The sequence below is a fragment of the Rhizobium sp. AG207R genome, from assembly GCF_027109195.1.
Taxonomy (GTDB): Bacteria; Pseudomonadota; Alphaproteobacteria; order Rhizobiales; family Rhizobiaceae; genus Rhizobium; species Rhizobium dioscoreae.
This window is the reverse complement of sequence record NZ_JAEPVT010000001.1, coordinates 544395-564909: the sequence shown is the minus strand read 5'-3', so window position 1 is coordinate 564909 and position 20515 is coordinate 544395. Positions and strand designations below refer to the sequence as shown.

The following is a 20515-nucleotide window of genomic DNA, read 5'->3' as shown; positions in this document are numbered from 1 at the left end:
GCCAACGGCATCGCCGGCGCGGTCTAAAATCGTTGGGCACACATCCTCGACAGGATGACCAGGAAATCAGGCGCGCCGTCTCGATCAGGCGATGCTGATTTACCTGCCGCTTTTCGCATGTGCACACATCATTACGCCGCCGTCATTTGACCTGGGACGACACCGCCCCCGCGGTCGGCGGAACCGGCTCGCCGGGATGAAGTGCAAAGGCAAAATAGACAGCGATGAGGCAGGCAAGAACGAAAATCGTCACGACGAAAATCATCATGCGACGGCGTGCATCTGAGTGGTGGTCCATGTGGTCTCCTCGCGAGCTACTAACGCATGCTTGTCCGTTCGGCATCTCTCGTCGACCAGGGTAGAACCCTATCCGGCCGACAATGTTCCGAAGAGGTTTTTTCACGGGCGAGCATATCTCCATCGCTTGCCACGATCGCGCGTGATGATCCGCCGGCGAACGTTGCGCGTTTTTTGCCCGAGAGGGCTCGCATGTGGCTAGACGAGCGCGCGGGTCCAGTAATCGACGCCGAGAAAGCCGAGCAGGATCAGCAGCCAGAGACCGGCGGCAAGCGCGGCAATGCGGTTAAGCGGCGTCTCCTCGTTCAGATGCATATAGCGCCAATAGATCATCGCGGATTTGATCGCCGCGATCGAAAGGCTGACGACGAGGCCCACCGCCCCACCCAGCACGAAGCTTGCCGCGATAGTGGCACTTAGCAAAACCAGCAAGATTGCCCAGATAACGACGAGAGGATTTACGAGGCGCGGCATCTAAGGTTCACCTTGCAAGATAGAACACAGGATAGAGGAACACCCAGATCACATCGACCAGGTGCCAATAGAGGCCAACGGTGACGAGAACGATCGCCCGCTCCGGTAGCTTGATCGAGCCGAGCGTCAAGCGAAACAATAGCGCGATCAAAAGCACGATGCCGATCGACAGATGCACCGCATGCAGGCTGGTGGCGATGAGATAGAGGTTCATGAAAAGATGCTGAACGTCGTCCACATAGCGGGAATGCACGCCCTCTATCGGAAGCAGCCCTTCTGTAAACTCCATCCAATACTCGTAGGCTTTCATCACAAGGAACACCAAGCCGAGGGCAGCGGCCCCAACGAGCCAGCCGGACGCGATTTTGGCGCGGCCCTCCTTGGCGCTCTCCACGCCCAGGGCGACAAAAAGGCTTGAGGTCAGCAAGATCGCCGTGTTTATTCCGCCGATACCGGAATGTAATGCATGGGAGGCGCGGACAATCTCGGGCGCATGCGCCAGACGCACGGCGGCGGCAATGCAGAACAAGCCGCCGAAGAGCATGATTTCACTACCGAGAAAGACGTACATCCCCATCATCGCGGCACGATGCTGCTGGAGGGGATCCGTGAATGGCTCGGCGACGGAGGGCCTTGCGTCAGACATGCTCGTCCCTCATCTCGATCTCATAGTCGTAAGGCGGGCGATCGACGACTGGCAGCGTTTCGAAATTATGCTTCGGCGGCGGCGATGGCGTCGTCCATTCCAGTCCGGTCGCATCCCATGGGTCGTTGGGTGCCGGCTTGCCATAGCGCATCGAATAGATCAGATAAATCAATGGCATGAGGTAGGCGATCCCAAGAACGGCGGCGCCGCCGGTTGAAACGACGTTCAGCACCTGAAATTCCGGCGGATAGACATGATAGCGCCTCGGCATGCCAAGATAGCCGAGCAGAAATTGCGGAAAGAATGTCAGGTTGAATCCAATGAAAAAGAAGATCGCAGTGACCCGCCCCCAGGCCAGGGAATACATGCGCCCGACGATCTTCGGCCACCAATAATGCAGCGCGCCGAAGAAGGCCGATATCGTTCCTCCGACCATGATGTAGTGGAAATGCGCGATCACGAAATAGGTGTCGTGCACGTGGACGTCGATTGCAAGCATCGCCAGCATCAGCCCGGTCAATCCGCCGAAGACGAAAAGGCCGATGAAGGTCATGGCGAAGAGAAACGGCGGATCGAGCGAGATGTGACCTTTGAACAGCGTTGCCGTCCAGTTATAAACTTTCACGCCGGAGGGGATCGCCACCGCGATGCTGAGAAAGGAAAATGCGGCACTTGCATAAAGCGATTGCCCCGAAACGAACATGTGGTGGCCCCAAACGAAGAAACCGAGGGCCGCGATCGCGATCGAAGAGCCGGCCACGAACTGATAGCCAAAGATGGGTTTATGGGCACCAGCCGCGACAAGTTCGCTGACGACCCCAAGCGCGGGCAAGACCATGATGTAGACGGCCGGATGGCTGTAAAACCAGAAGAGATGCTGGAATAGCAGCGGATCGCCGCCAATCGCGGGGTTGAATATACCGAGACCGAACAGCCGTTCCAGCGAGATGAGCACGAGCGTGATCGCCAGCACCGGTGTCGCCAGTACCAGGATCAGCGATGTCGCATAGAGCGACCAGACGAAAAGCGGCAGTCTGCCCCAGGTCATGCCGGGACAACGCAGGGTATGAACCGTGACAATGAAGTTCAACCCCGTGAGGATCGAGGAAAAGCCGACGATGAACACCGCGGTTGCGGCCAGGATCACGTTGCCATTGGCATACATTGTCGAAAGCGGCGTATAGAACGTCCATCCCGTATCGACGCCGCCCGCGATCAGGATGAATACCGTAAACAGCCCGGCGAGCATGTAGATATACCAGCTCAGCAGGTTCAGCTTGGGAAAGGCGAGATCCTTGGCGCCGACCATCAACGGGATCAGGAAATTGCCGAAGGTGTTGGGGATGGATGGAATGAGAAAGAACCAGACCATGACGACGCCATGGATCGTGAAGGCGCGATTATAGCCTTCATTGGTTAGAAGGTCTCCTGCCGGCGTCAGCAGATCGAGCCGGATCAGCGCGGCCGCGGCCGCACCGATGAAGAAGAAAAACGTGATGGAGAGTGTATAGAGAACACCGATGCGCTTGTGGTCCGTCGTCAGCAGCCACGACTTGAGACTATGCCCGGCGCGCAGGTAGCTGACGCGCTGCGCCGTGGTTTCCGTTGAGCCGCCTCCGCCGCCATTGGCCTCTTCGAGCTTGGGATCAGCGACGTCGGTCATTGTGTCGCCCCCGCCTGCCTCAGCGATTTGACATAGGCGACGAGCTTCATCACATCCTCCTCGCTCAAGACGTTCTGAAAGGTTGGCATGATCGGCTGATAGCCGGCAACGACCTGCGATTGCGGCAGCAGGATGCTGTCGCGAATATATTGATCGTCCGCAGTGACGATCTCTCCAGATTGAAGCGGCACTGGATTGCCATAGATGCCAACCAGTGAAGGCGCTCGCACCGACGCCCCCGGATCGTGACAGCCGCTACAGCCACGGCTGCGAAAGAGTGTCGCCCCTTCCGCGGCGAGGCTCACGTCATTCGAGGACAGGGACAGCCATTTGGCATAGTCGGTGGGGTTCATGACGATAAAACTGCCGGTCATCTCTGAATGATTGCTGCCGCAATATTGCGAGCAGGCAATGCGATAGGTGCCTGGCTTGTCGGCCACGAACCAACTCGACGTATATCGCCCAGGCACGACATCCTGTTTGATGCGCAGGGCCGGGATGAAGAGGCTATGAATGACATCCTGCGACGCCATTGTGAGCTTGACCGGCTGACCGGACGGTACATGCAGTTCGTTGATTTCGGCCTGTCCTTCGGGATGCTGGAATTTCCACATCCATTGCTTGGCAACGACGTCGATCTGCATGGCGTCGGCAGGCGGATGATAAAGCCTGGCGAAGAGATCCGTCGACCAGACATAAAAGCCGAGCAAGGCAAGAAACGGGACGATGGTCCAGGAAAGCTCCAGGGGAATGTTGCGGTTCGGCGCATGCCTGCGATCGGCCTCCTTGCCCCGCCGATATTTGACGATGAAGATGAGGAGCAGGACGAACACCGGCGCCGACAGCGCCACGATCAGCACGGTGAAGGCAATGACGAGCAAATCGATCTGATGACTGTAAGCGGACGCGCCGGAGGGCCAGAGCGGAATGAAATTCACGGCAGCCTCCTTCCGGCATCTTTCGAACGGCACTCGCGAAGGAGCAAGATGACAAGCACACCGATGCCGAGGATCGCGACGAGGCCGCATGCGACACGAAGCGCAATCAGAATAAGGGACGAATATCGCCCGGTAAGCGGATCATAATGATAGCACAGCAACAAAAGCTGGTCCTGCCAGCTACCGATGCGCCCCTCACCGGCCTCGGTGAGCGCAAGTTTCAGGTCTCCGCTGGTCGGCGCAAGTCCGTAGAGCCACCGGCTTAACCGCCCGTCCGGTGTTAAGACAGCGACAGCGGCATCGTGGGCATATTGGCCAATGTCGGGATCCCAGGCATAACGATAGCCGAGAGCATCGGTGACGCTATGAATGGCGGCCACCTCGCCCGTCAGCGCATGCACGCCGTCGTTTGTGAGTGAGGGAAAGCGGCGCTTCAGCTGTTTGAGCGAAGCCGAAGCCTCTTTGGGACCCTCGCCTGCATCTATGCCAAAGGCGACAATTGTAAAATCGGTAGCCGGCCGAAATGACTGTCCCTCTATCGCCTCCATCAGCCCCGACAAGGTGACACCACAGATATTGGGACAATTATGCAGGACGGGCGCCAGCACGATCGGCTTGCCGCCCCCAAGCTGGCGAAGGGTCACGACGCGATCGGCCTCATCATGGAAAGGCAGATCGAGGGGGATGAAGGCATCCGGCTTCTGATCGATTCCGGTCACCGAGAATGGATCGAAGGCGGCTGCGCGTGCCTCGCCGGCGCAGACAAGCAAGGCAAGAGCCAGCGTGAATGCGGCCGTCCTCATCGCGCTTCCTCCCGTTCATCGTGATCCGGCCAGCCGCGCGCCGCCAGGATGACCATGGCCCTGTCGATCGGAATATGCGCCGCCCCGACTTGGCGATCGATCCAGCCGTAACCCTGAAGACGCTGTTCCGCCTGCCGCTGAAGCAGCTCGCGATTGGCGGATGGTGACACTTCGAGGCGTGGGCCTAGCTCCGCCTGCCTAGACCCGAACTTCGTCCGTGGCGGCGCGGCGTTCGGCGCAATCCACCACAAAATGCCAAAGACAAGGAGAACCGAAAGACCCATGCCGAGGAAGAGGCCAAGCGTCACCCAGAGCACCAGCCGAGGAGAGACATCCTTCGGTTCGAATAGTGGCGACGCTTTCTGCCGCCGCGGCTTCCTGGAAAGCGAGGCAGCCATCATGAAACCTCCGCCGTCGCGGTCGCCGCCAGCCGGCGCGCGACCTTGCTCGCGCGGGAAAGAATGGCAAGCGTGATCTGCGCGAGACCGGCAAGCGACAAGCCATAGGCTGTGATGGCGTAGCCCAGATGCGCTGTCAGCCTCGGCAGGACGAGCCAGGCGTATTCCAGCAACCGCCCGGCGAGGATGATCGATACCAGACCCACCAACCACCGTCTGGATCGGCGGATCGGTGGAAAGAATAGAAGGAACAGTGCCGTCAGATGCAGGAAGGTAATCGAGACCTCGACCAACGACCAAATGCCCGTACCACGGCGCTGAAACCAGAGGGCGCCTTGAGCAAGATTGCCCGACCAGATGATGAAATATTGCATGAACGCCAAATAGGCCCAACAGAGGATGGCGGTGATCAACAGCGAACCGACAACGCTCGGCTTGGCGACACCACCCTCCCCCAGGCTCATGAGCACCAGCAAGGCAAGCGCGGTCAGCATCTGGCCGGCGAGTACATAGAGCGCGAAACCGGAGGAATGAAAGTGGGGATCGAGCGACATCAGCCAATCGGTCGCAAGGATTTCCTGCAGGAGGATGAAACCGATGAGTCCGCTGATCGCAATCGATCGAGATTGGCTGCGCAACAGTGCCTGCGCAAGCAGATAAGCGGCGGCGAGAATGAAGAGGGTTCTGAGGTCAAAGAATAACGGCGTCAGGTAGATCGCCTTGAACGGTTCCACTGGAGGCTGCCGAACCCATTCATAGACGGATGACAGGCCGAACAGGATCGGCAGCCAGGCGATCAGCACGAGCGGCAGCAGCGACAGCGACGATCTCGCCGCATGATCGAGATCGTGCCGCCAGATTCCGGGAATTATGCGCATCATCATGACCAGACAAAGCGCACCCAGCGGGAGCGCGCTTACGAAGACCAGCGCCGAAAGCCAACCGAGCAAGGCAGACGCGGGCGCGACGAGCGCCAGGGAAAGAGCCGCGAGGCAGAAGATCACGCCGCTCAGCGCCAGCAAGCGGGTCGGCAGGGCTTCGACCCGGCTCATGATCCCGTCCTCTTCAGCTGCGCCTGATCCTCCGGCGGCAGGCTCGCGACACTGGCGCCCTGACTTAGCTGTAGAGCCCGGATATAGGCTGCGATCGCCCAGCGATCCCCTGGAGAAACGCGGTCCGCATAGGAATACATCACGCCGTGGCCCTTGGAGATCACCTCGACGAAATAACGGGATGGCGCCTGTCGCAGTCGGTCGATGTGAAAACTCGGCGGATGGGGAAAGCCTCGCGCCGGCACCGTGCCATTGCCGTAGCCGGCGTTGTCATGACAAGGCGTGCAATAGATGCCGAATTCCTGCTGCCCGCGCTGGAGAAGCTCGATATTCATCGCTGGACGATCGGCAAGCGCCCGCGCATTCTGAAGATCGTCCCGCGCGACCGTTCCATCCGGCGGCGCCTGCAGGGCTTTGCCATCGGCAAAGAGCCGGCTCTTTTCATAGGAATCATAGCGCGGCTGATGGTTCATGTCATCGCAGCCGGCAAGCAGAAGCATCGGCGCAAGAATGAGAAGACCGCACCTCATTCCGGTTGCTCCGTATGCTCGACGGCGTCCACGCTGATTGGCTCGAGCATGCCGAGAAAGGCGCGTGTGCGCTTCGCATGGAAGCGCTGGTCGTTACTCAGAATGATGAGAAAGAACTTGTCGGACTGCCCGAGCTGAAACGCCTCGATGTCGAATAGCGGGTGATGCAGTCGCGGCAAGCGGTTCAGAAGCAGCATGCCGAAAATTGCTGAAAGTACGGCAAAAAGAACCGTGAGTTCGAAGGTGATGAGCATGAAGGACTGCCAGGCAAAGAGGGGCCGACCGCCGATTTCGATCGGATAGGCGTAGTTGGTGTAGAGTTGCAGCCCGTAGCCGAGCACCGCGCCGAAGAGACCGCCGGCCAAAGTCAGCCACGGAATGATGTTCTCCTCGAAGCCGAGCGCCTCCGTCAGTTCTTCGACCGGATACGGAGAATATGCCTCCATGGCGGTAAAGCCCGCCTTGCGCGCGCGTTTCACCGCCTCGATCAGTCGCTCTGGGCTGTCGAATTCGGCCAGCAGCCCGAACAGATCTCCTCCAGGACGCGGCTCACGCATGCCTCAAATCCCCCGTCTCGCGTAAGGCCTCCTCCACTTCAAACGTGGAGATCACAGGCAGGAAGCGCACGAAGAGAAGGAACGGTGTCAGGAAGACGCCGAGCATTCCGGCATAAAGGCCCCATTCCCAAACGCTCGGATGATATTGGCCCCAGGAGGAAACCAGATAGTCGCGATATAGCGATGTCGTCAGCAACATGTAACGCTCGAACCACATGCCGATCGTGACGGACAAGCCGATCAGGAAGAGCATGGGCGGCTGGCGTCTGACGCTTTCGAACCATAACAGCTGCAGCGGTAGGAAATTCAAAATGACGGCGCTCCAATAGCTGAAGGCATAGGCGCCGGCCAGCCGGTCCATCAGCGTTCCCACCTCCTGCAATTCACCGCCGTAAAGGCTGTCGAACACTTCCGCGACATAACCGTAGGCCGTCATCAGGCCGGTTGCGAGCAGGAAGCGTCCGAGCAGGTCGAGATGGCGGTCGGTGACCAGCATGCCAAGACCGAGGGCGTGGCGCAGCACGACCGCGATCATGGCGACGACGGCGAAACCGGAAAAGGCCGCCCCAAGCACGAAATAGGGCGGGAAGACCGTAGAGGTCCAGCCCGGTATCGGACCGGCGGCGAAGAGAAGCGAAATTTCCGAATGAACCGAGACCACCAGCGGAACGGCAATCGCTGCCGTCAGCCTGTAGGCCTGGTTCCAGCGTGCCCAGTGCCGGGCGGATCCCCGCCAGCCGAGCGCCGCGAGCCCGTAAATCACCTGCTGCCAGCGTCGCCTGGCGCGGTCGCGTACCGCCGCTAGATCCGGGATAATGCCGATATACCAAAACAGTATGGAAACAGTGAGATAGGTCAGGACGGCGAAGAAATCCCAGCTCAGCGGGCTCTTGAACTGCGGCGAAATCGTCATCGTATTGGGATAGGGCGCGATCCAGTAGAAGAACCATGGCCGGCCAAGATGCAGGATGGGATATAGCCCGGCGCAAATGACGGCAAACAGCGTCATCGCTTCGGCGAAGCGGTTGAGCGAATTGCGCCAGTGGGCACCCAATAGAAGCAACATTGCCGAGATCAACGTCCCGGCGTGCCCGACGCCCAGGAACCAGATGTAGTTGGCGATCGCCAGACCCCAATTGACGGGAATATTGTTGCCCCAGACGCCGACGCCCGAAATGAGAAGCACCGTCGCCGAAACCACAAAGGATAAAAGCAGCAGCAGGGAAAATGCGAAGCATATCCACCATGCGACGGGTGCCGGATATTTCAACGGGATCCGCGTGATCCGCTCCGCGGCCGCGGCGTCCTGATCGCGAATTTTCCCGCTCATCCCGCTGCCTCCGTCTTTGCAAGGGACGGATCTTCGATCCGGGCGAGATAGGTTGTTCGGGGCCGGGTGTTTGCTTCCTCGAGCAGGCTATAGTCACGCAAACCTGCCTTGAGTCGACTGACACCGGAATTGGGGTCCGCGACATTGCCGAAAGTAATTGCCTGCGTCGGGCAAACTTGCTGGCAGGCTGTAACGATCTCGCCATCGTGCATCGGCTGGCCCTCCTTGTCGGCTACGATCCGTGCCTCAGCGATGCGCTGGACGCAGTAGGTGCATTTTTCCATGACACCGCGGCTGCGCACCGTTACATCCGGATTGCGCATGGCCTGGATCTGCTCGGCATCGTCGCCCGTGAAGTCGAACCAGTTGAAACGGCGCACCTTATAGGGACAGTAGGACGAGCAAGTGCGTGTGCCGATGCAGCGATTATAGATCTGCAGGTTCAAGCCATCGATGCTATGGACCGCGGCATTGACAGGGCAGCCCATCTCGCAAGGCGCCTGCTCGCAATGCATGCAGGGGACCGGCTGAAAATAGGACTTCGGCGCCGTGGCATCGCCTTCATGGTAATGATCGATCCGCAGCCAATGCATTTGCCGCCCTTCGGCAACAAGTTCCTTGCCGACCACCGGAATGTTGTTTTCAGCCTGGCAGGCGGTCACGCAGGCATTGCAGCCGATGCAAAGATCGAGATCGATCGACATGCCCCAGGAGGGATCCGATATCGGCCTGTCCGGATAGAGCGATGGCGGCTTTTGCTTTTGATCCGGCCGGGAGTGTGGATCAAGCTGCCCGACTTCGACCGTCCGGATGAAGTCGAAGCCGTCGATCGCCTGGTGTAATTGTGTCGTTGCCACCTGCAGCATTTTGTCCGTCGGCTCGATGGTGACGCCGGCTATATGCCAAGGTGTTGCCGATCGCCGCAGGCCGTAGGCGTCATAGCCAAGACCATCCGCGATCGAATCCTTCAGCTTGCGTCCATAACCGAGCGTGATGGCGATTGTATTGGCTTCCTGACCTGGCATGATCCAGACAGGCCCGTGAATGGAAGCGTCCCCCGCCGTCAATTTGACCTCGGCGCCATTTTCCAGCTTCCGTTCAGATGCAAGTTGCGGGCTGATGAGGATCACGTTGCCCCATGTGATCTTGGTCAGAGGCCGTGGCGTCTCCTGCGCCCAGGCATTCTCCGAGAGGGTACCGTCCCAGACGCCGGCATCCGGACGAATGACTAGGGACAGGCCGGAAGGGGCGTCCGGCGCAGCCGGCGGGACGGCGCGGTCCAGAATGGTCGGGATGAGCGACGGTGCGGCACTATCCGAAACGAAGCCGCGATAAAGCGCGTCGCGCCAGCGCTCGTCGAACTCTCCATCCCAGGCCGCGCGCCAGGTCTGCTGCACCAGATCCCTATCGCTCAATGCGCGGCCCATCATTGCTTCAAGCACGACATGCGCTGCGCGCACCGCATAAAACGGCCGGACCAATGGCTGGATCAATGTCACGCTGCCGTCCACAGCACGCGCGTCACTCCAGCTTTCAAGATCATGTTGAAGCGGCACATGCCAATGCGAAAGAGAAGCCGTTTCATCGACATAGAGCCCGGCGTGAACGCGGAGCTTCACCTTCTGCAAAGCATCGCGAAACGCGAGATCGCCCGGCGCAAAATAGGCGGGATCGCTACCGATAACCGTCAGTGTCGACACCTTGCCGTCGTTCATGTCGGTTACGAGCACGTCGAGCGATCGCGGGCCGTCCGGCGCTTGGGCATTGACCGGCTCGGAGAAGTGAAGCGTGTTTCCGAGACTTCCCAATCTCTCATTGATCAGCAAGGCAAGCGCCTGAAGATCGTCTCCACGATGGACGCCGACCAGCACCAAGGCATTGGCCTTAGATGCCTGGAGAGCGGTTGAGGCGCCGATCACCCATTGTCGCTCGTGATCAGCGAGGCTGACATCCCCCACGCCCTTGAGACCAATCCGCGCGCCTATGGCGCGCAGCAGGCGATCCATTCCCGAATGCGATGCAACGAGGTGCATATCCGCAACCGCCCCAGTGGCCGAAGGTGTCGGTTCGGCCACGAAGAGCCTGCTCGCCCCTTGCATGTGTTGGCGCAACCGCCGGCGATCAGCGAAGGCACGGGCATATGACGTCTGCCGAGGACCAGGGCCGAGGAAATCGTCGTCGAGACTGACGATGGTTTCGGCGGCGGCGAATGCTGGCTGAAACTCCAGCGGGCGACCGAAAATGTGCTGCGTGGCGTTCCATCGGCCGGTCTCAGGCAATGGATCGCAGATATGCCACCGTGCCCTTGGCCACCGCTGCATCATCGCCTCGATCTGGCGGCGCAAGGTCGGCGAACTAAAAGGTGCGGTCAGCAGCCGAAACCCTTCCCCTCCAGTCTTGTCCAGTTCATCAGCTTTCGCCGCCATCTCGGCATCGAATGCGTTCCAATCGGCGGGCTTGCCCAGGTGCAGCGGCGTTTGCGAGCGACCGGGATCGTAAAGGCCGAGGAGTGAGGCCTGCGTGAAAGCATCGGTGGCCCCGCCGCATACGGGATGATCGGGATTGCCTTCCAGCTTGACCGGTCTGCCGGTGAAGGTCTTGCCGAGGATAGGCTGCGCGTAGCCGCCAAAGGTCGCGGCTGTGGCAAACCACTTGGCGACGCCGACGCTCACGCGCTCGGGCGCCTGGACGTATGGGAGCGCCTCCTCGTCCTCCTCGCCCTTGCAGGCCGAAAGGCCTGATAGCGCAAGCGATGCCGCCATGATCTTGAGGAGGGTACGGCGGTCGAAGGTGATACCGCCTCTGTGCATCATCGGAAATTCACGCCTGGAGAACCGGTGAAACTCCTCCGTATCGGCGAGCTCCTCCAGTGCCCGCCAGAAATGCCTCCCCGTCTTGCCGATCAACCGCTCGTGGACCGTGTCTTTTTGAACCGGACGATCTATCATCGGATCACCTGTGACAGATGTTGCATTGGATGAGTTTCCTAGGTTCGATGCCATAGGCTTTCACCACCTGCGCGCCGAAATCCTTGTGCTGCTCGGGATTGGCGTCCCAGTCGGACCAGTCCATGCGCGTCACCTGATCGGGCGGGCGCAGATTGGGCGCCGGATTTCGGTGGCAATCCAGGCACCACTGCATCCGGAAGGGCTGCGCGCGCGACATCAACGGCATCCGATCAACCCGCCCGTGGCACGTCACGCAGGCAACGCCGCGAGCGACATGAATCGAATGGTTGAAGTAGACATAGTCGGGTAACCGGCTGACGCGGTTCCATGTGAGCGGCACGTTGGCCGCGAGGCTGTGTCGGACCGGCGCCAGCATGCTGGCACCGGTCCAGATTTGCGAGTGGCAGCTCATGCAGATATGTGTCGCCGGCAGTCCTGCGCGGGCGCTTGTCTCGACGGAGGTGTGACAATACCGACAGTCGATACCGAGACCTCCGACGTGATGCTCATGGCTGAAGGGAACCGGCTGATCCTGCACCCAGCCGACCAGGGTGCCATAGCTGGAACTCGCGTATCCGCCGACAAACAGGACGATCAGGAATATCAGGATGGCGGCAACGAGCAGAGATGCGCGCAGCCTCGTATCAGCCGATGCCGTAAAGATCTGCGCCACGGAATTCCCCTGAATTCGCCCTCGCAATGGGGTCAAACGAAAACCGGGGTTGAAAGTTCCACCATCTGTAGTGTCGGCCGCAGATGGTGCATTCCATCCCGTTTGCCTGGAACAATGCGGGATACCGGCAGTTTTTAAGACGAAGGCGGATCGTCTTTGGCGCTATCGCCGCAAAATACATCCCAGAGGAGGCCCCGCTATGAAACATCAGCAACCTCGTGAAGGCGCGCCAGGAACGACGGATCAATCGCCGCGATGGGAAGGACCGGCTGGATCAAAGCCGGCTGGATACCTACCGGCCAAGGATGGCGGTGAAAAAGCGCGCGATGCCCACGGCGAAAATATCGATCATCCACGCAAGCGTCGCGTATCCGACGCACTGAAACAAAAAGGCGATGATTGACGATGCCGCCAGGCCATGGCGCCGCCACGAAAACTGCCAAGAAGTGGCGCAAGCTTGCGATTGGTCGCGATGAGGAGGAGAAGGATTCGACCCCGGCCTGAACCAAGGCGTATTAGATTGGCCCACGGTGAAATTGCATGGTCGCGTGAGACGATGCCCACGGCTATTGCTTAATCCGTCTCCGTAGGCCTTGTTTCCTCCAGCACAAAGCGCATCAATAGCCCCTTCAGTTCAGGTTCGCGCACACGGCGGGCTGCCTCTTCCGGCATCATCCATTCGATTGTCCGCTGCCCACTTTCAGGAAACTTTCCACATTGTTTTTGGACTTCAAGCAGGTGAACTTCGACCACTGACGGTATCGTCTGCCTGTCAGCCAGCATCTTCAAATATGTGAAATATCCGAATATCCCCTTTTTGACCTTGCCCTTGACGCCTGCCTCTTCCCAGGCTTCGCGTCGCGCCACCTGACCACCATCAAGCCCTTTAATCGGCCATCCCTTCGGGATCATCCATCGTTTGGTCTCCCGTGTGGTGATAAGCAGCACTTCACGCGAATTATCGTCGCGATGCCGAAAGCATAACGCGCCGTATTGCTCGGCCATCTCTCCGGCGGCGATGGTCTCTATATGCGCGGCAAGTCGCGCAAGATGGGGTCGGCGGTTTGACATGACACCTCTAACTTACCGGCCCATGGGTCGGCATGATATCGAAACCGACAAGCTCCCTTCAACGCTGTCGCACGAAGCATATTCGTGACCAGGGCGTCCCCTGACGGTGCGCTGCTTCCGCAACGCACCAAAGATCAAAGGCAACCATGTTTCATGCGGCCTTTCTGGCCTTCGCATTGGCCGCCGTCTCGGCGAGTTTCGTTAGTTTCTGATCCGTCGCCTTTTCTTCCTCCAGCGTCTGCTGCAGGAGAGTGACGGCATCCTTCAGACCGAGTTGCTTGGCCCATTCAATAAGCGTGCCGTAGCGGGCAATTTCGTAGTGCTCGACGGCCTGCGCCGAAGAGATAAGACCGGCATCGAGCGCCGGCGTGCCCTTGAATTCCTCGATAATCTCGTCGGCCTCGGCGATAATGCCCTGGATTGCTTCGCAGGTCTTTCCGCGCGCTGGCTTTCCAAGCAGCTCGAATACCTGCTCCAAGCGTTCCACGTGGCCCTGGGTTTCGTCGCGGTGATGAAGGAAACCTTGTTTGCCCTCCTCGGCATGTGCCGCGCGTGCCATCTTTGGCAATGCCCTTAGAATCTGCTTCTCGGCATAGTAGATGTCTTTCAATGTTTCCAGAAAGAGATCATTCAAAGTCTTCTCGGATGCCATTTGGAGTCCTCCAACATTTTGAGAAAAGATCATTTTGAAGCAGCGCGCCGATGTGCCGGTCTTTTGCGCGTGATGTTTTCTCCTCTGGCTTCTTCTTGAGATCTTCCTTGGTCTCCTCCCGAACGGACGGCCTGAAGATTGGTTCCCGTCTCATTCCAGGAAAAATGCTGTCAGCACCGCCCTGAACGGAAAATTGCTTACTGAGCTAGCGATGCGGCAACGTAAAAGCCACGATGTCGTCACCGTTGCGCGACTGCAAGCCGCCGTGCCCACCAGCTGCAACGACGACATATTGTCTTCCGTCCGAGCCGAGATAGGTCAAGGGGGTGGCGTTTCCACCTGCCGGCAGGTGAAACTGCCAGACGACCTTTCCCGTCTTGCCATCGAGCGCGCGGATATATTGATCCGTCGTTGCGGCGATGAAGATCAAGCCGCTACGTGTCGCAACACTCCCGCCCATGCTGAATATTCCCGTGGGCAGACCAAAGGGCAGGCGCAGTCCAAACGGCCCCATATCCTCTGTCGTTCCAAGGGGACGCTGCCATGCGACCTTTCTTGTCAACAAATCGATCGCCTGCATCTGACCCCAAGGCGGGCGGGTACAAGGAATGTCAAGCACACCGATCCAAGCTTTGACGACAATGGAAAAAGGCGTGCCATGCTCGGGATTATTTTGGAAGTCAGGCTGCGGATATGGCTGCTTCCATCCGCCCCATGGCGCGAAGAGCCCTTTGGCGAGAGCAGACGCATAGGGCAGCATCTGCAGTTGAAACGGCATGAATGTCGTATTGATAAACAAGAGTTTGCGTTCCGGATCGACCGTCGCGCCATACCAATCGGAGGTCCCGTCGAAGGCTGGCCAGCCGATGGTCGGTTTCAATCCTGGCGGCGTAAACAAACCGTCGTCCCGCATCCGCCGAAAGGAGATCCGGCAGAGAAGCTGATCGATGGGAGTTGCACCCCACATATCCGCTTCTCGAAGCTTGGGCGCGAGCAATTGCGGCATGCCGGTCGAGAAGGGTTGTGTGGGCGAATAGCGTTCGCCCGGTATATCGCCCGGCGGTACCGGCCGCTCGTCGACCTGGGCCAAAGGATGGCCATCGCGGCGGTCAAGAAGAAAAAGCTGGCCTTGTTTGCTGGTTTGAACAAGCGCCGGGATACTGCCGCCCCTATCGTCGGGGAGATCGACAAGCGATGGCCCCACGGGAAGATCGAAGTCCCAGAGATCATGATGCACGGTTTGAAAATGCCACCTCTCCTGCCCGGTGGTAAGGTCCAGCGCCACCAGCGAGCTTGAGTAGTGGTCGTCGAAAGATCTGCGCTGCCCTCCGAAATAGTCCGGAGTTGCGTTACCCAGGGGCACGAAGACGAGATTGAGCTTTGGATCGGCCGTATAGACGCCCCAGCCGTTCGGCGTTCCACGTGTATAGGTTTCATCTGCACCCAACGGCCTGTTAGCGGGATTCTTCCCCATGTCCCAAGACCATGCAAGTCGCCCCGTGCTTGCGTCAAAGGCGCGTATCACGCCCGAAGGCTCGCCGACGGTCTGATTGTCATAGACCCATCCTCCCAGAACTATACGCCCGTTCAGGACAAGCGGCGGCGACGAAATGAAATGAAACCCTGGCGGAACCGGCCCCATGTGATCGCGCAAATCGACCGTCCCCCGCTCACCGAACTGTTCGCAGGGCTTGCCCGTATCGGCATCAAGTTCGAACAGCCTTGGAAGATCCGATGCCGTCGAGATTATGCGGTGCGCGCATGGTCCCGCGGATGCCACGGACGAGGCGTCGTAATATGAAACCCCGCGGCAAGCTTGATAGACATTGTGCGACATGTCGCCGCCCGGATCATAACGCCATTTCAGCTGTCCCGTCGTTGCATCGAGCGCGATAACCTCGCGATGCGGCGTGCAGAAATAAAGGCTATTTTCAACCTTTATCGGGGTCGCTTCAAAGCTGAACTCCCTGCCTTTGGAATTCTCACCCGGCCTCGGCTTGTCGCCCGTCGAAAACGACCAAGCCTGTTGCAAGAGATTGACATTGTCAGGCGTGATTTTGTCGAGAGACGAATACCGGTCTCCCGCTGGCGTGCCTCCGTAGTAGGCCCAATCGCCTGCTGAACCAGCATCGCTGTGATCTCCATCCATGACCTTCCAGCGGGCGGGATCGCCGAAACTGATGGTCCTGGCTTCGCTGATCCGATAACCAGAGCCAAAGACGAAGATCAGGATCGCCAATGAAAAAACGAGATTGGTGACGAGGATCATTCTTGCCCTTGCCAAGCGCTCGATGCGACCGGCAATCCAAGGGGACCAGATCCATAAGCCAAGAACCGCCGGAGCGACCAGTCTCGGGATAAGCGCCCAGCCATCAAAAACGGATTCGGTCAGAGCCCATGCCAGCGTCCCGATCAGCAATAACGTGTAAAGCCATGGACCGAAGACGCTTCCCCTGGACAACAGCACCGCAATACACAAAAGGATGATACCAGCTATCAGATAATAGGAAGTGCCGCCGAGTATGAATAGCCATGCGCCAAGGCACGCAAGGGTGATGCCGATTAGCCCGACGAGACAGGCCGTAAACATGAAAAGAACGCGCATCAAGGCTCCTCTCGTTGGCGCGAAGCACGGTCAAGCGTTCGACCGATTAGAAGAAGTAAGCCATCTCACTTGTTCTCGGAGGCAAGCTCTCCTGGCTTGAATCTCCCTGGCTTGGCTTCTTGTGAGGGAATGGCATCCGACGACGTGGGAGCTGGGCGGGTTTCATCCTCCGACTCCGGCACCACGCCGGCATGATGGTCATCAGACGATGTTTTCGGGAGATCTTCGTCACGGGCCCTTAGCTCACGTTCCGCATCCAACCAATGGCGCAATTCCTGCCCATTCGGCTTTCCCTCCATTTCCCACCTGGCATAGGCAGCCTTTCTGATGTCCTCTTTTGTCATCGGAGAGCCCTTTCGCAGATACCGACATCCAACTGCGCCGGAGCCGCGGAGTTCCCGAATGGACCATGTCCTCAATGAATCCGGTCGGCGATCGATCATGGGAAATCCTTCTGTATTTATGCTGGCTCATGCGCAGGGGGTCGAGCTAGCCGTCACCGTTATCATTCCGCAGACAGAAACTCTTCGACCGTCACAATTTTGGCCTGTACCGAAAATCGCCTTTCAAACAGCGTAAGCGCTGCGTCGTGCGCATCGTCATCACCACTGCAGACGGCATCCCTCAGGATGATAACGCCATAACCGAGATCGATGGCGCCAAGTACCGCGGCCAGGACGCAGACGTCCGTCTCTCCCCCGCTTATGACCAGAGTGTCGACGCCTTGACGGGACAATATCTGATGGAGACGACCATCCACCCACGGCGAATAGGTGAATTTGTCAAATATGCGCGCCGGCGGTGTCAAGGCTCGAAAGACTGGAAGCACGTCCATCAACTCTTGAGGCAGCTTGCTGGCGGTCATCATGTCCCATTTCTCGTAATAGGTCCGCCATTTGCCTGGCATGATGTCCGGCTGTGTTGGTGGCATGAAGCGCGTGAAAATCGTCCGCTCGGGAAATCGCCCCACCACCTCCACAACCTGATCCAGCGTGCGGGCCATCCAGGGCACCTGCCAGGGTGTTGGTTCAAAGAACATGCATTGCATGTCGATGCACAAATGCAGCCAGGTTTTCATCCCGCCATCATCCAGCAAACAGGAATTCAGCCGCGATATTTGCCCTCGTTCATGTCACGCGGATCATAATTGAGATCCCAGTCCTTTTCGGGTTCTGCCGATCCTGGTGGGGTCTTGTTTACGGTTGCATCGCTGGAACCGGTAATGACCCTTGGCTTGGCACTCGCGACACCGTCACTCTGACTGCTATGCAACAGCTTTCGATACTGACCTTTGGCGTCCTGAGTGGGATCTCCCCTCTTTTTTCCGCCTGGATTATTGTTCGACTTGGCCATTACGAATACCTCGCTTGCTTGTCGGACCTCATGGACGCTGATTAATTTTCGGCCGAGCCCGGGCGGGCCGTTTTTGCATGCTGGTGCGCCAAGATGCTGGCCGGTGTTATGTTCGCCACCGCGGCTTGCAGCTTGTTCTTCCAGCCGCTCACGACATCCGCTTCACCGTCCATCATCGCATCGAAGCCGATCCGGGCGACTTCCGCGGGATTATCCTTCTTGGCGTGGCCAATTTCCGTGTCCATCAAGTCGGCCCGCTTAAAGAAATTCGTGTCCGTTGCCCCAGGCATCAGGCAACTGACCGACACGCCGGTACCCTTCAATTCTTCGCGCAGAGCGAAGGAGAAGCTATTGATAAAGGCCTTGGTTCCATTGTAGATCGCCTGGTAAGCGCCTGGCAGGAACCCGGCAATCGAGCCGGTCAGCAGAATGCGGCCATTGCCGCGGCTTCTCATCTGATTTCCGATGTGCTGGATCAGATACACGGTTCCGACGATATTGGTATCAATGACCTTTCTGACGCGGGTAAAGTCTTGATCGAGAAATTGCCGGCCCAACCCCTGTCCGGCATTTGCCATGAGCAAATCGACGGGCCGACCGGTCGCGGCGATGTTCGCCAAAAGCGTGTCGACCCCGGATGGTGTCGAAAGATCGGTCTGCACCGCTTGCACCTCGCCGCCAAACTTTCTGAGCTGCGCGGCCGCGGTTTCGACCTCGCTCTCGTCGGCCGCCACGATGAGATTGTAACCTTCCGCGGCGGCGCAGGCCGCCAGTTCATAACCGATGCCGCTAGAGGCGCCAGTGATGACAGCCAGTCCTTTTTCCAAAGCCCGTTTGGCCATAAGCCTGCTCCTTCTCAAGGTTTGAGCACGACTTTCACGCAACCGTCCTGTTTGTCGCGAAAAAGCTTGTAAAGGTCGGGCCCATCTTCCAGGGTCCCGCGGTGGGTAACGACGAAGGAAGGATCGATTTCGCCCTTTTCGATACGTTCCATCAACATGGGCAGGTAATGTTGCACCGGCGTCTGCGCCATCTTGAAGGTCAGGCCTCTATTGATCGCCGATCCCATTGGAATCTTGTCAAGATATCCGCCATAAACGCCGACGATCGATACGGTGCCGAAGTTGCGGCAACAATGGATGGCCTGGCGCAAGACGTGGGGCCGGTCCGTACCCATGAAGGTCGCCACCTTGATGCGATCCCATCTGGAATCCCAACTGGCGGAAGCCTCGGCCTCGGTTCCCACCGCGTCAATACATGCATCGGCACCACGTCCTCGGGTCATTTCCATGATGCGGTCATAGACATCTTCTTCCAGGAAATTGACCGTCTCAGCGCCGCCAGCTTCAGCCAGCAAAAGACGCGCTGGAACGGTATCGATGGCGATAACGCGTTCAGCACCTAGCAGGAAAGCCGATCGAATGGCCATTTGACCTACCGGGCCACATCCCCAGATCGCGATCGTATCGCCTTGCTGAATACTGCAGAATTCCGCCGCCATATAACCGGTCGGGAAGATATCGGAGAGAAACAGCACCTGTTCGTCATCCAGCCCATTTGGAACCTTGGCTGGCCCGACGTCGCCATGGGGAACGCGCAGATATTCGGCCTGACCGCCGCTGTAGCCGCCAAGGAGGTGAGAATAGCCGAACAGGCCGGCTGGCGAATTTCCCCAAAGCTTCGTTACCTTCGAACGATCGGGATTTGTCCGCTCGCAACCTGAGAAGAAACCGCGCTGGCAAAAGAAGCATTCGCCGCAGGCGATCGTGAAGGGAACGACCACGCGGTCTCCGACGGCTAACCTCGAGATCCCTTTGCCGACCTCAACGACCTCCCCCATGGTTTCATGGCCGATGATATCACCGCTTTCCATGGCGGGCATCACGCCATCATAGAGATGGAGGTCGGAACCGCAGATGGCGCACGCGGTTACCTTTATGATGATGTCGCGTTCATCGTCTAACCGAGGATCGGGAACACTCTCGCACCGTATGTCATGCTTGCCGTGCCAGGTCAGTGCTTTCATCGGTTCCTCCAACATCTCGATCCTGCGCCAAACAGTCGGCCTGCGGCGATGTTCCCAGGCAACTAAAATTTGGCGGCCGGAGTTCACGACCGGGCAACCGATGGGATACTGGCGCACCCTCGCCGGTATCGATTTGGGGAGATGTTCGACTGTTGCAAATTTCCGACATCCGCAAAGCCTGATTTGAAAAAGGAACTTTCGAGTCGGAAGGAGGTTTGGATGTGAAACGCTGGTTTCTAGCACAGGGAAAGTGCAGTCATGGCCGTCTTCGAAAAGGGAAAATTCGGTGCTCTGATTGCCTATATCATATTGGCGGTGCTTATCGGCTGCGTACTTGTCGCGGGAGCCCTTTTCTTTCATCGACATGAGCCACAACGGCCCGGTCAGCCCTCGCCCCATGCCCTGGATCAATCCCAATAGTATGAAGAAAAGCCGCTGACCGCACGATCGCGATTGGCGTCTCCCACCAGACGCGCCATGAATCCAATCCAGCCCAGCG

22 protein-coding genes are annotated in these 20515 nt (G+C 58.5%); 1 reads left to right on the top strand and 21 read right to left on the bottom strand.

Annotated elements, in window-relative coordinates; all coding sequences use genetic code 11:
• Window positions 1–142: 142 nt before the first annotated feature.
• The 13 genes from JJQ51_RS02410 to JJQ51_RS02350 all read right to left on the bottom strand — a co-directional run bounded on the left by JJQ51_RS02410 (window position 143) and on the right by JJQ51_RS02350 (window position 12309).
• On the bottom strand, window positions 143–298 hold the full coding sequence (locus JJQ51_RS02410; RefSeq protein WP_156090772.1) for a hypothetical protein: 156 nt from the start codon (window positions 296–298) through the stop codon (window positions 143–145).
• Window positions 299–495: 197 nt separating this feature from the next.
• Entirely contained in the window at window positions 496–771 is a 276-nt protein-coding gene (locus JJQ51_RS02405; RefSeq protein WP_113396543.1) for a cytochrome C oxidase subunit IV family protein, read from the bottom strand.
• 7 nt (window positions 772–778) lie between these two features.
• The gene (locus tag JJQ51_RS02400) at window positions 779–1417 is read right to left on the bottom strand and encodes a cytochrome c oxidase subunit 3 (RefSeq protein ID WP_152094084.1); all 639 of its coding nucleotides are present in this window, start codon (window positions 1415–1417) and stop codon (window positions 779–781) included.
• Entirely contained in the window at window positions 1410–3080 is a 1671-nt protein-coding gene (locus JJQ51_RS02395; RefSeq protein ID WP_269244234.1) for a cytochrome c oxidase subunit I, read from the bottom strand. The genes JJQ51_RS02400 and JJQ51_RS02395 overlap by 8 nt, the downstream gene beginning before the upstream one ends.
• On the bottom strand, window positions 3077–4018 hold the full coding sequence (coxB, locus tag JJQ51_RS02390) for a cytochrome c oxidase subunit II (RefSeq protein WP_269244233.1): 942 nt from the start codon (window positions 4016–4018) through the stop codon (window positions 3077–3079). Before coxB ends, JJQ51_RS02395 begins: the two co-directional genes overlap by 4 nt.
• Window positions 4015–4821 carry an SCO family protein gene (locus tag JJQ51_RS02385; RefSeq protein WP_113388631.1) on the bottom strand — a complete coding sequence of 269 codons (807 nt, stop codon included), beginning with the start codon at window positions 4819–4821 and terminating at the stop codon, window positions 4015–4017. The genes coxB and JJQ51_RS02385 overlap by 4 nt, the downstream gene beginning before the upstream one ends.
• Complete coding sequence (locus tag JJQ51_RS02380) at window positions 4818–5222, bottom strand: hypothetical protein (protein WP_113401656.1); 405 nt, start codon at window positions 5220–5222, stop codon at window positions 4818–4820. Before JJQ51_RS02380 ends, JJQ51_RS02385 begins: the two co-directional genes overlap by 4 nt.
• On the bottom strand, window positions 5219–6271 hold the full coding sequence (locus JJQ51_RS02375) for a hypothetical protein (protein WP_113396537.1): 1053 nt from the start codon (window positions 6269–6271) through the stop codon (window positions 5219–5221). The genes JJQ51_RS02380 and JJQ51_RS02375 overlap by 4 nt, the downstream gene beginning before the upstream one ends.
• Window positions 6268–6801 carry a c-type cytochrome gene (locus JJQ51_RS02370; RefSeq protein ID WP_113353076.1) on the bottom strand — a complete coding sequence of 178 codons (534 nt, stop codon included), beginning with the start codon at window positions 6799–6801 and terminating at the stop codon, window positions 6268–6270. The genes JJQ51_RS02375 and JJQ51_RS02370 overlap by 4 nt, the downstream gene beginning before the upstream one ends.
• Entirely contained in the window at window positions 6798–7358 is a 561-nt protein-coding gene (locus tag JJQ51_RS02365) for a DUF3341 domain-containing protein (RefSeq protein WP_269244232.1), read from the bottom strand. The genes JJQ51_RS02370 and JJQ51_RS02365 overlap by 4 nt, the downstream gene beginning before the upstream one ends.
• The gene (gene nrfD / locus JJQ51_RS02360; RefSeq protein WP_152094090.1) at window positions 7351–8688 is read right to left on the bottom strand and encodes an NrfD/PsrC family molybdoenzyme membrane anchor subunit; all 1338 of its coding nucleotides are present in this window, start codon (window positions 8686–8688) and stop codon (window positions 7351–7353) included. Before nrfD ends, JJQ51_RS02365 begins: the two co-directional genes overlap by 8 nt.
• Complete coding sequence (locus tag JJQ51_RS02355; RefSeq protein WP_269244231.1) at window positions 8685–11636, bottom strand: TAT-variant-translocated molybdopterin oxidoreductase; 2952 nt, start codon at window positions 11634–11636, stop codon at window positions 8685–8687. The genes nrfD and JJQ51_RS02355 overlap by 4 nt, the downstream gene beginning before the upstream one ends.
• 4 nt (window positions 11637–11640) lie before the next feature.
• Entirely contained in the window at window positions 11641–12309 is a 669-nt protein-coding gene (locus tag JJQ51_RS02350; RefSeq protein WP_269244230.1) for a cytochrome c3 family protein, read from the bottom strand.
• Window positions 12310–12508: 199 nt separating this feature from the next.
• Here JJQ51_RS02350 and JJQ51_RS02345 point away from each other — a divergent pair, with 199 nt between their 5' ends.
• Entirely contained in the window at window positions 12509–12712 is a 204-nt protein-coding gene (locus tag JJQ51_RS02345) for a hypothetical protein (protein ID WP_069614275.1), read from the top strand.
• A 170-nt stretch (window positions 12713–12882) separates the two neighbouring features.
• Here the strand turns inward: JJQ51_RS02345 and JJQ51_RS02340 are convergent, their stop codons facing one another.
• The 8 genes from JJQ51_RS02340 to JJQ51_RS02305 all read right to left on the bottom strand — a co-directional run bounded on the left by JJQ51_RS02340 (window position 12883) and on the right by JJQ51_RS02305 (window position 20016).
• A complete protein-coding gene (locus tag JJQ51_RS02340; RefSeq protein ID WP_246661158.1) occupies window positions 12883–13314 on the bottom strand; it encodes an NUDIX hydrolase in 432 nt (143 codons plus the stop codon).
• Between the two features lie 217 nt (window positions 13315–13531).
• The gene (locus JJQ51_RS02335; protein ID WP_113396531.1) at window positions 13532–14032 is read right to left on the bottom strand and encodes a YciE/YciF ferroxidase family protein; all 501 of its coding nucleotides are present in this window, start codon (window positions 14030–14032) and stop codon (window positions 13532–13534) included.
• 205 nt (window positions 14033–14237) lie between these two features.
• Complete coding sequence (locus JJQ51_RS02330; protein ID WP_269244229.1) at window positions 14238–16637, bottom strand: membrane-bound PQQ-dependent dehydrogenase, glucose/quinate/shikimate family; 2400 nt, start codon at window positions 16635–16637, stop codon at window positions 14238–14240.
• Between the two features lie 65 nt (window positions 16638–16702).
• A complete protein-coding gene (locus JJQ51_RS02325; protein ID WP_113388624.1) occupies window positions 16703–16981 on the bottom strand; it encodes a DUF2934 domain-containing protein in 279 nt (92 codons plus the stop codon).
• Between the two features lie 161 nt (window positions 16982–17142).
• On the bottom strand, window positions 17143–17715 hold the full coding sequence (locus JJQ51_RS02320) for a cysteine hydrolase family protein (RefSeq protein ID WP_152095219.1): 573 nt from the start codon (window positions 17713–17715) through the stop codon (window positions 17143–17145).
• Between the two features lie 26 nt (window positions 17716–17741).
• Window positions 17742–17990, bottom strand: coding sequence for a hypothetical protein (locus JJQ51_RS02315; RefSeq protein ID WP_145634663.1), 249 nt, complete (start codon window positions 17988–17990; stop codon window positions 17742–17744).
• 41 nt (window positions 17991–18031) lie between these two features.
• Window positions 18032–18832: an SDR family NAD(P)-dependent oxidoreductase gene (locus tag JJQ51_RS02310; protein ID WP_269244228.1), complete on the bottom strand. Its 801-nt coding sequence runs from the start codon at window positions 18830–18832 to the stop codon at window positions 18032–18034.
• Window positions 18833–18846: 14 nt separating this feature from the next.
• On the bottom strand, window positions 18847–20016 hold the full coding sequence (locus JJQ51_RS02305) for a zinc-dependent alcohol dehydrogenase (RefSeq protein ID WP_269244356.1): 1170 nt from the start codon (window positions 20014–20016) through the stop codon (window positions 18847–18849).
• Window positions 20017–20515: the final 499 nt, after the last annotated feature.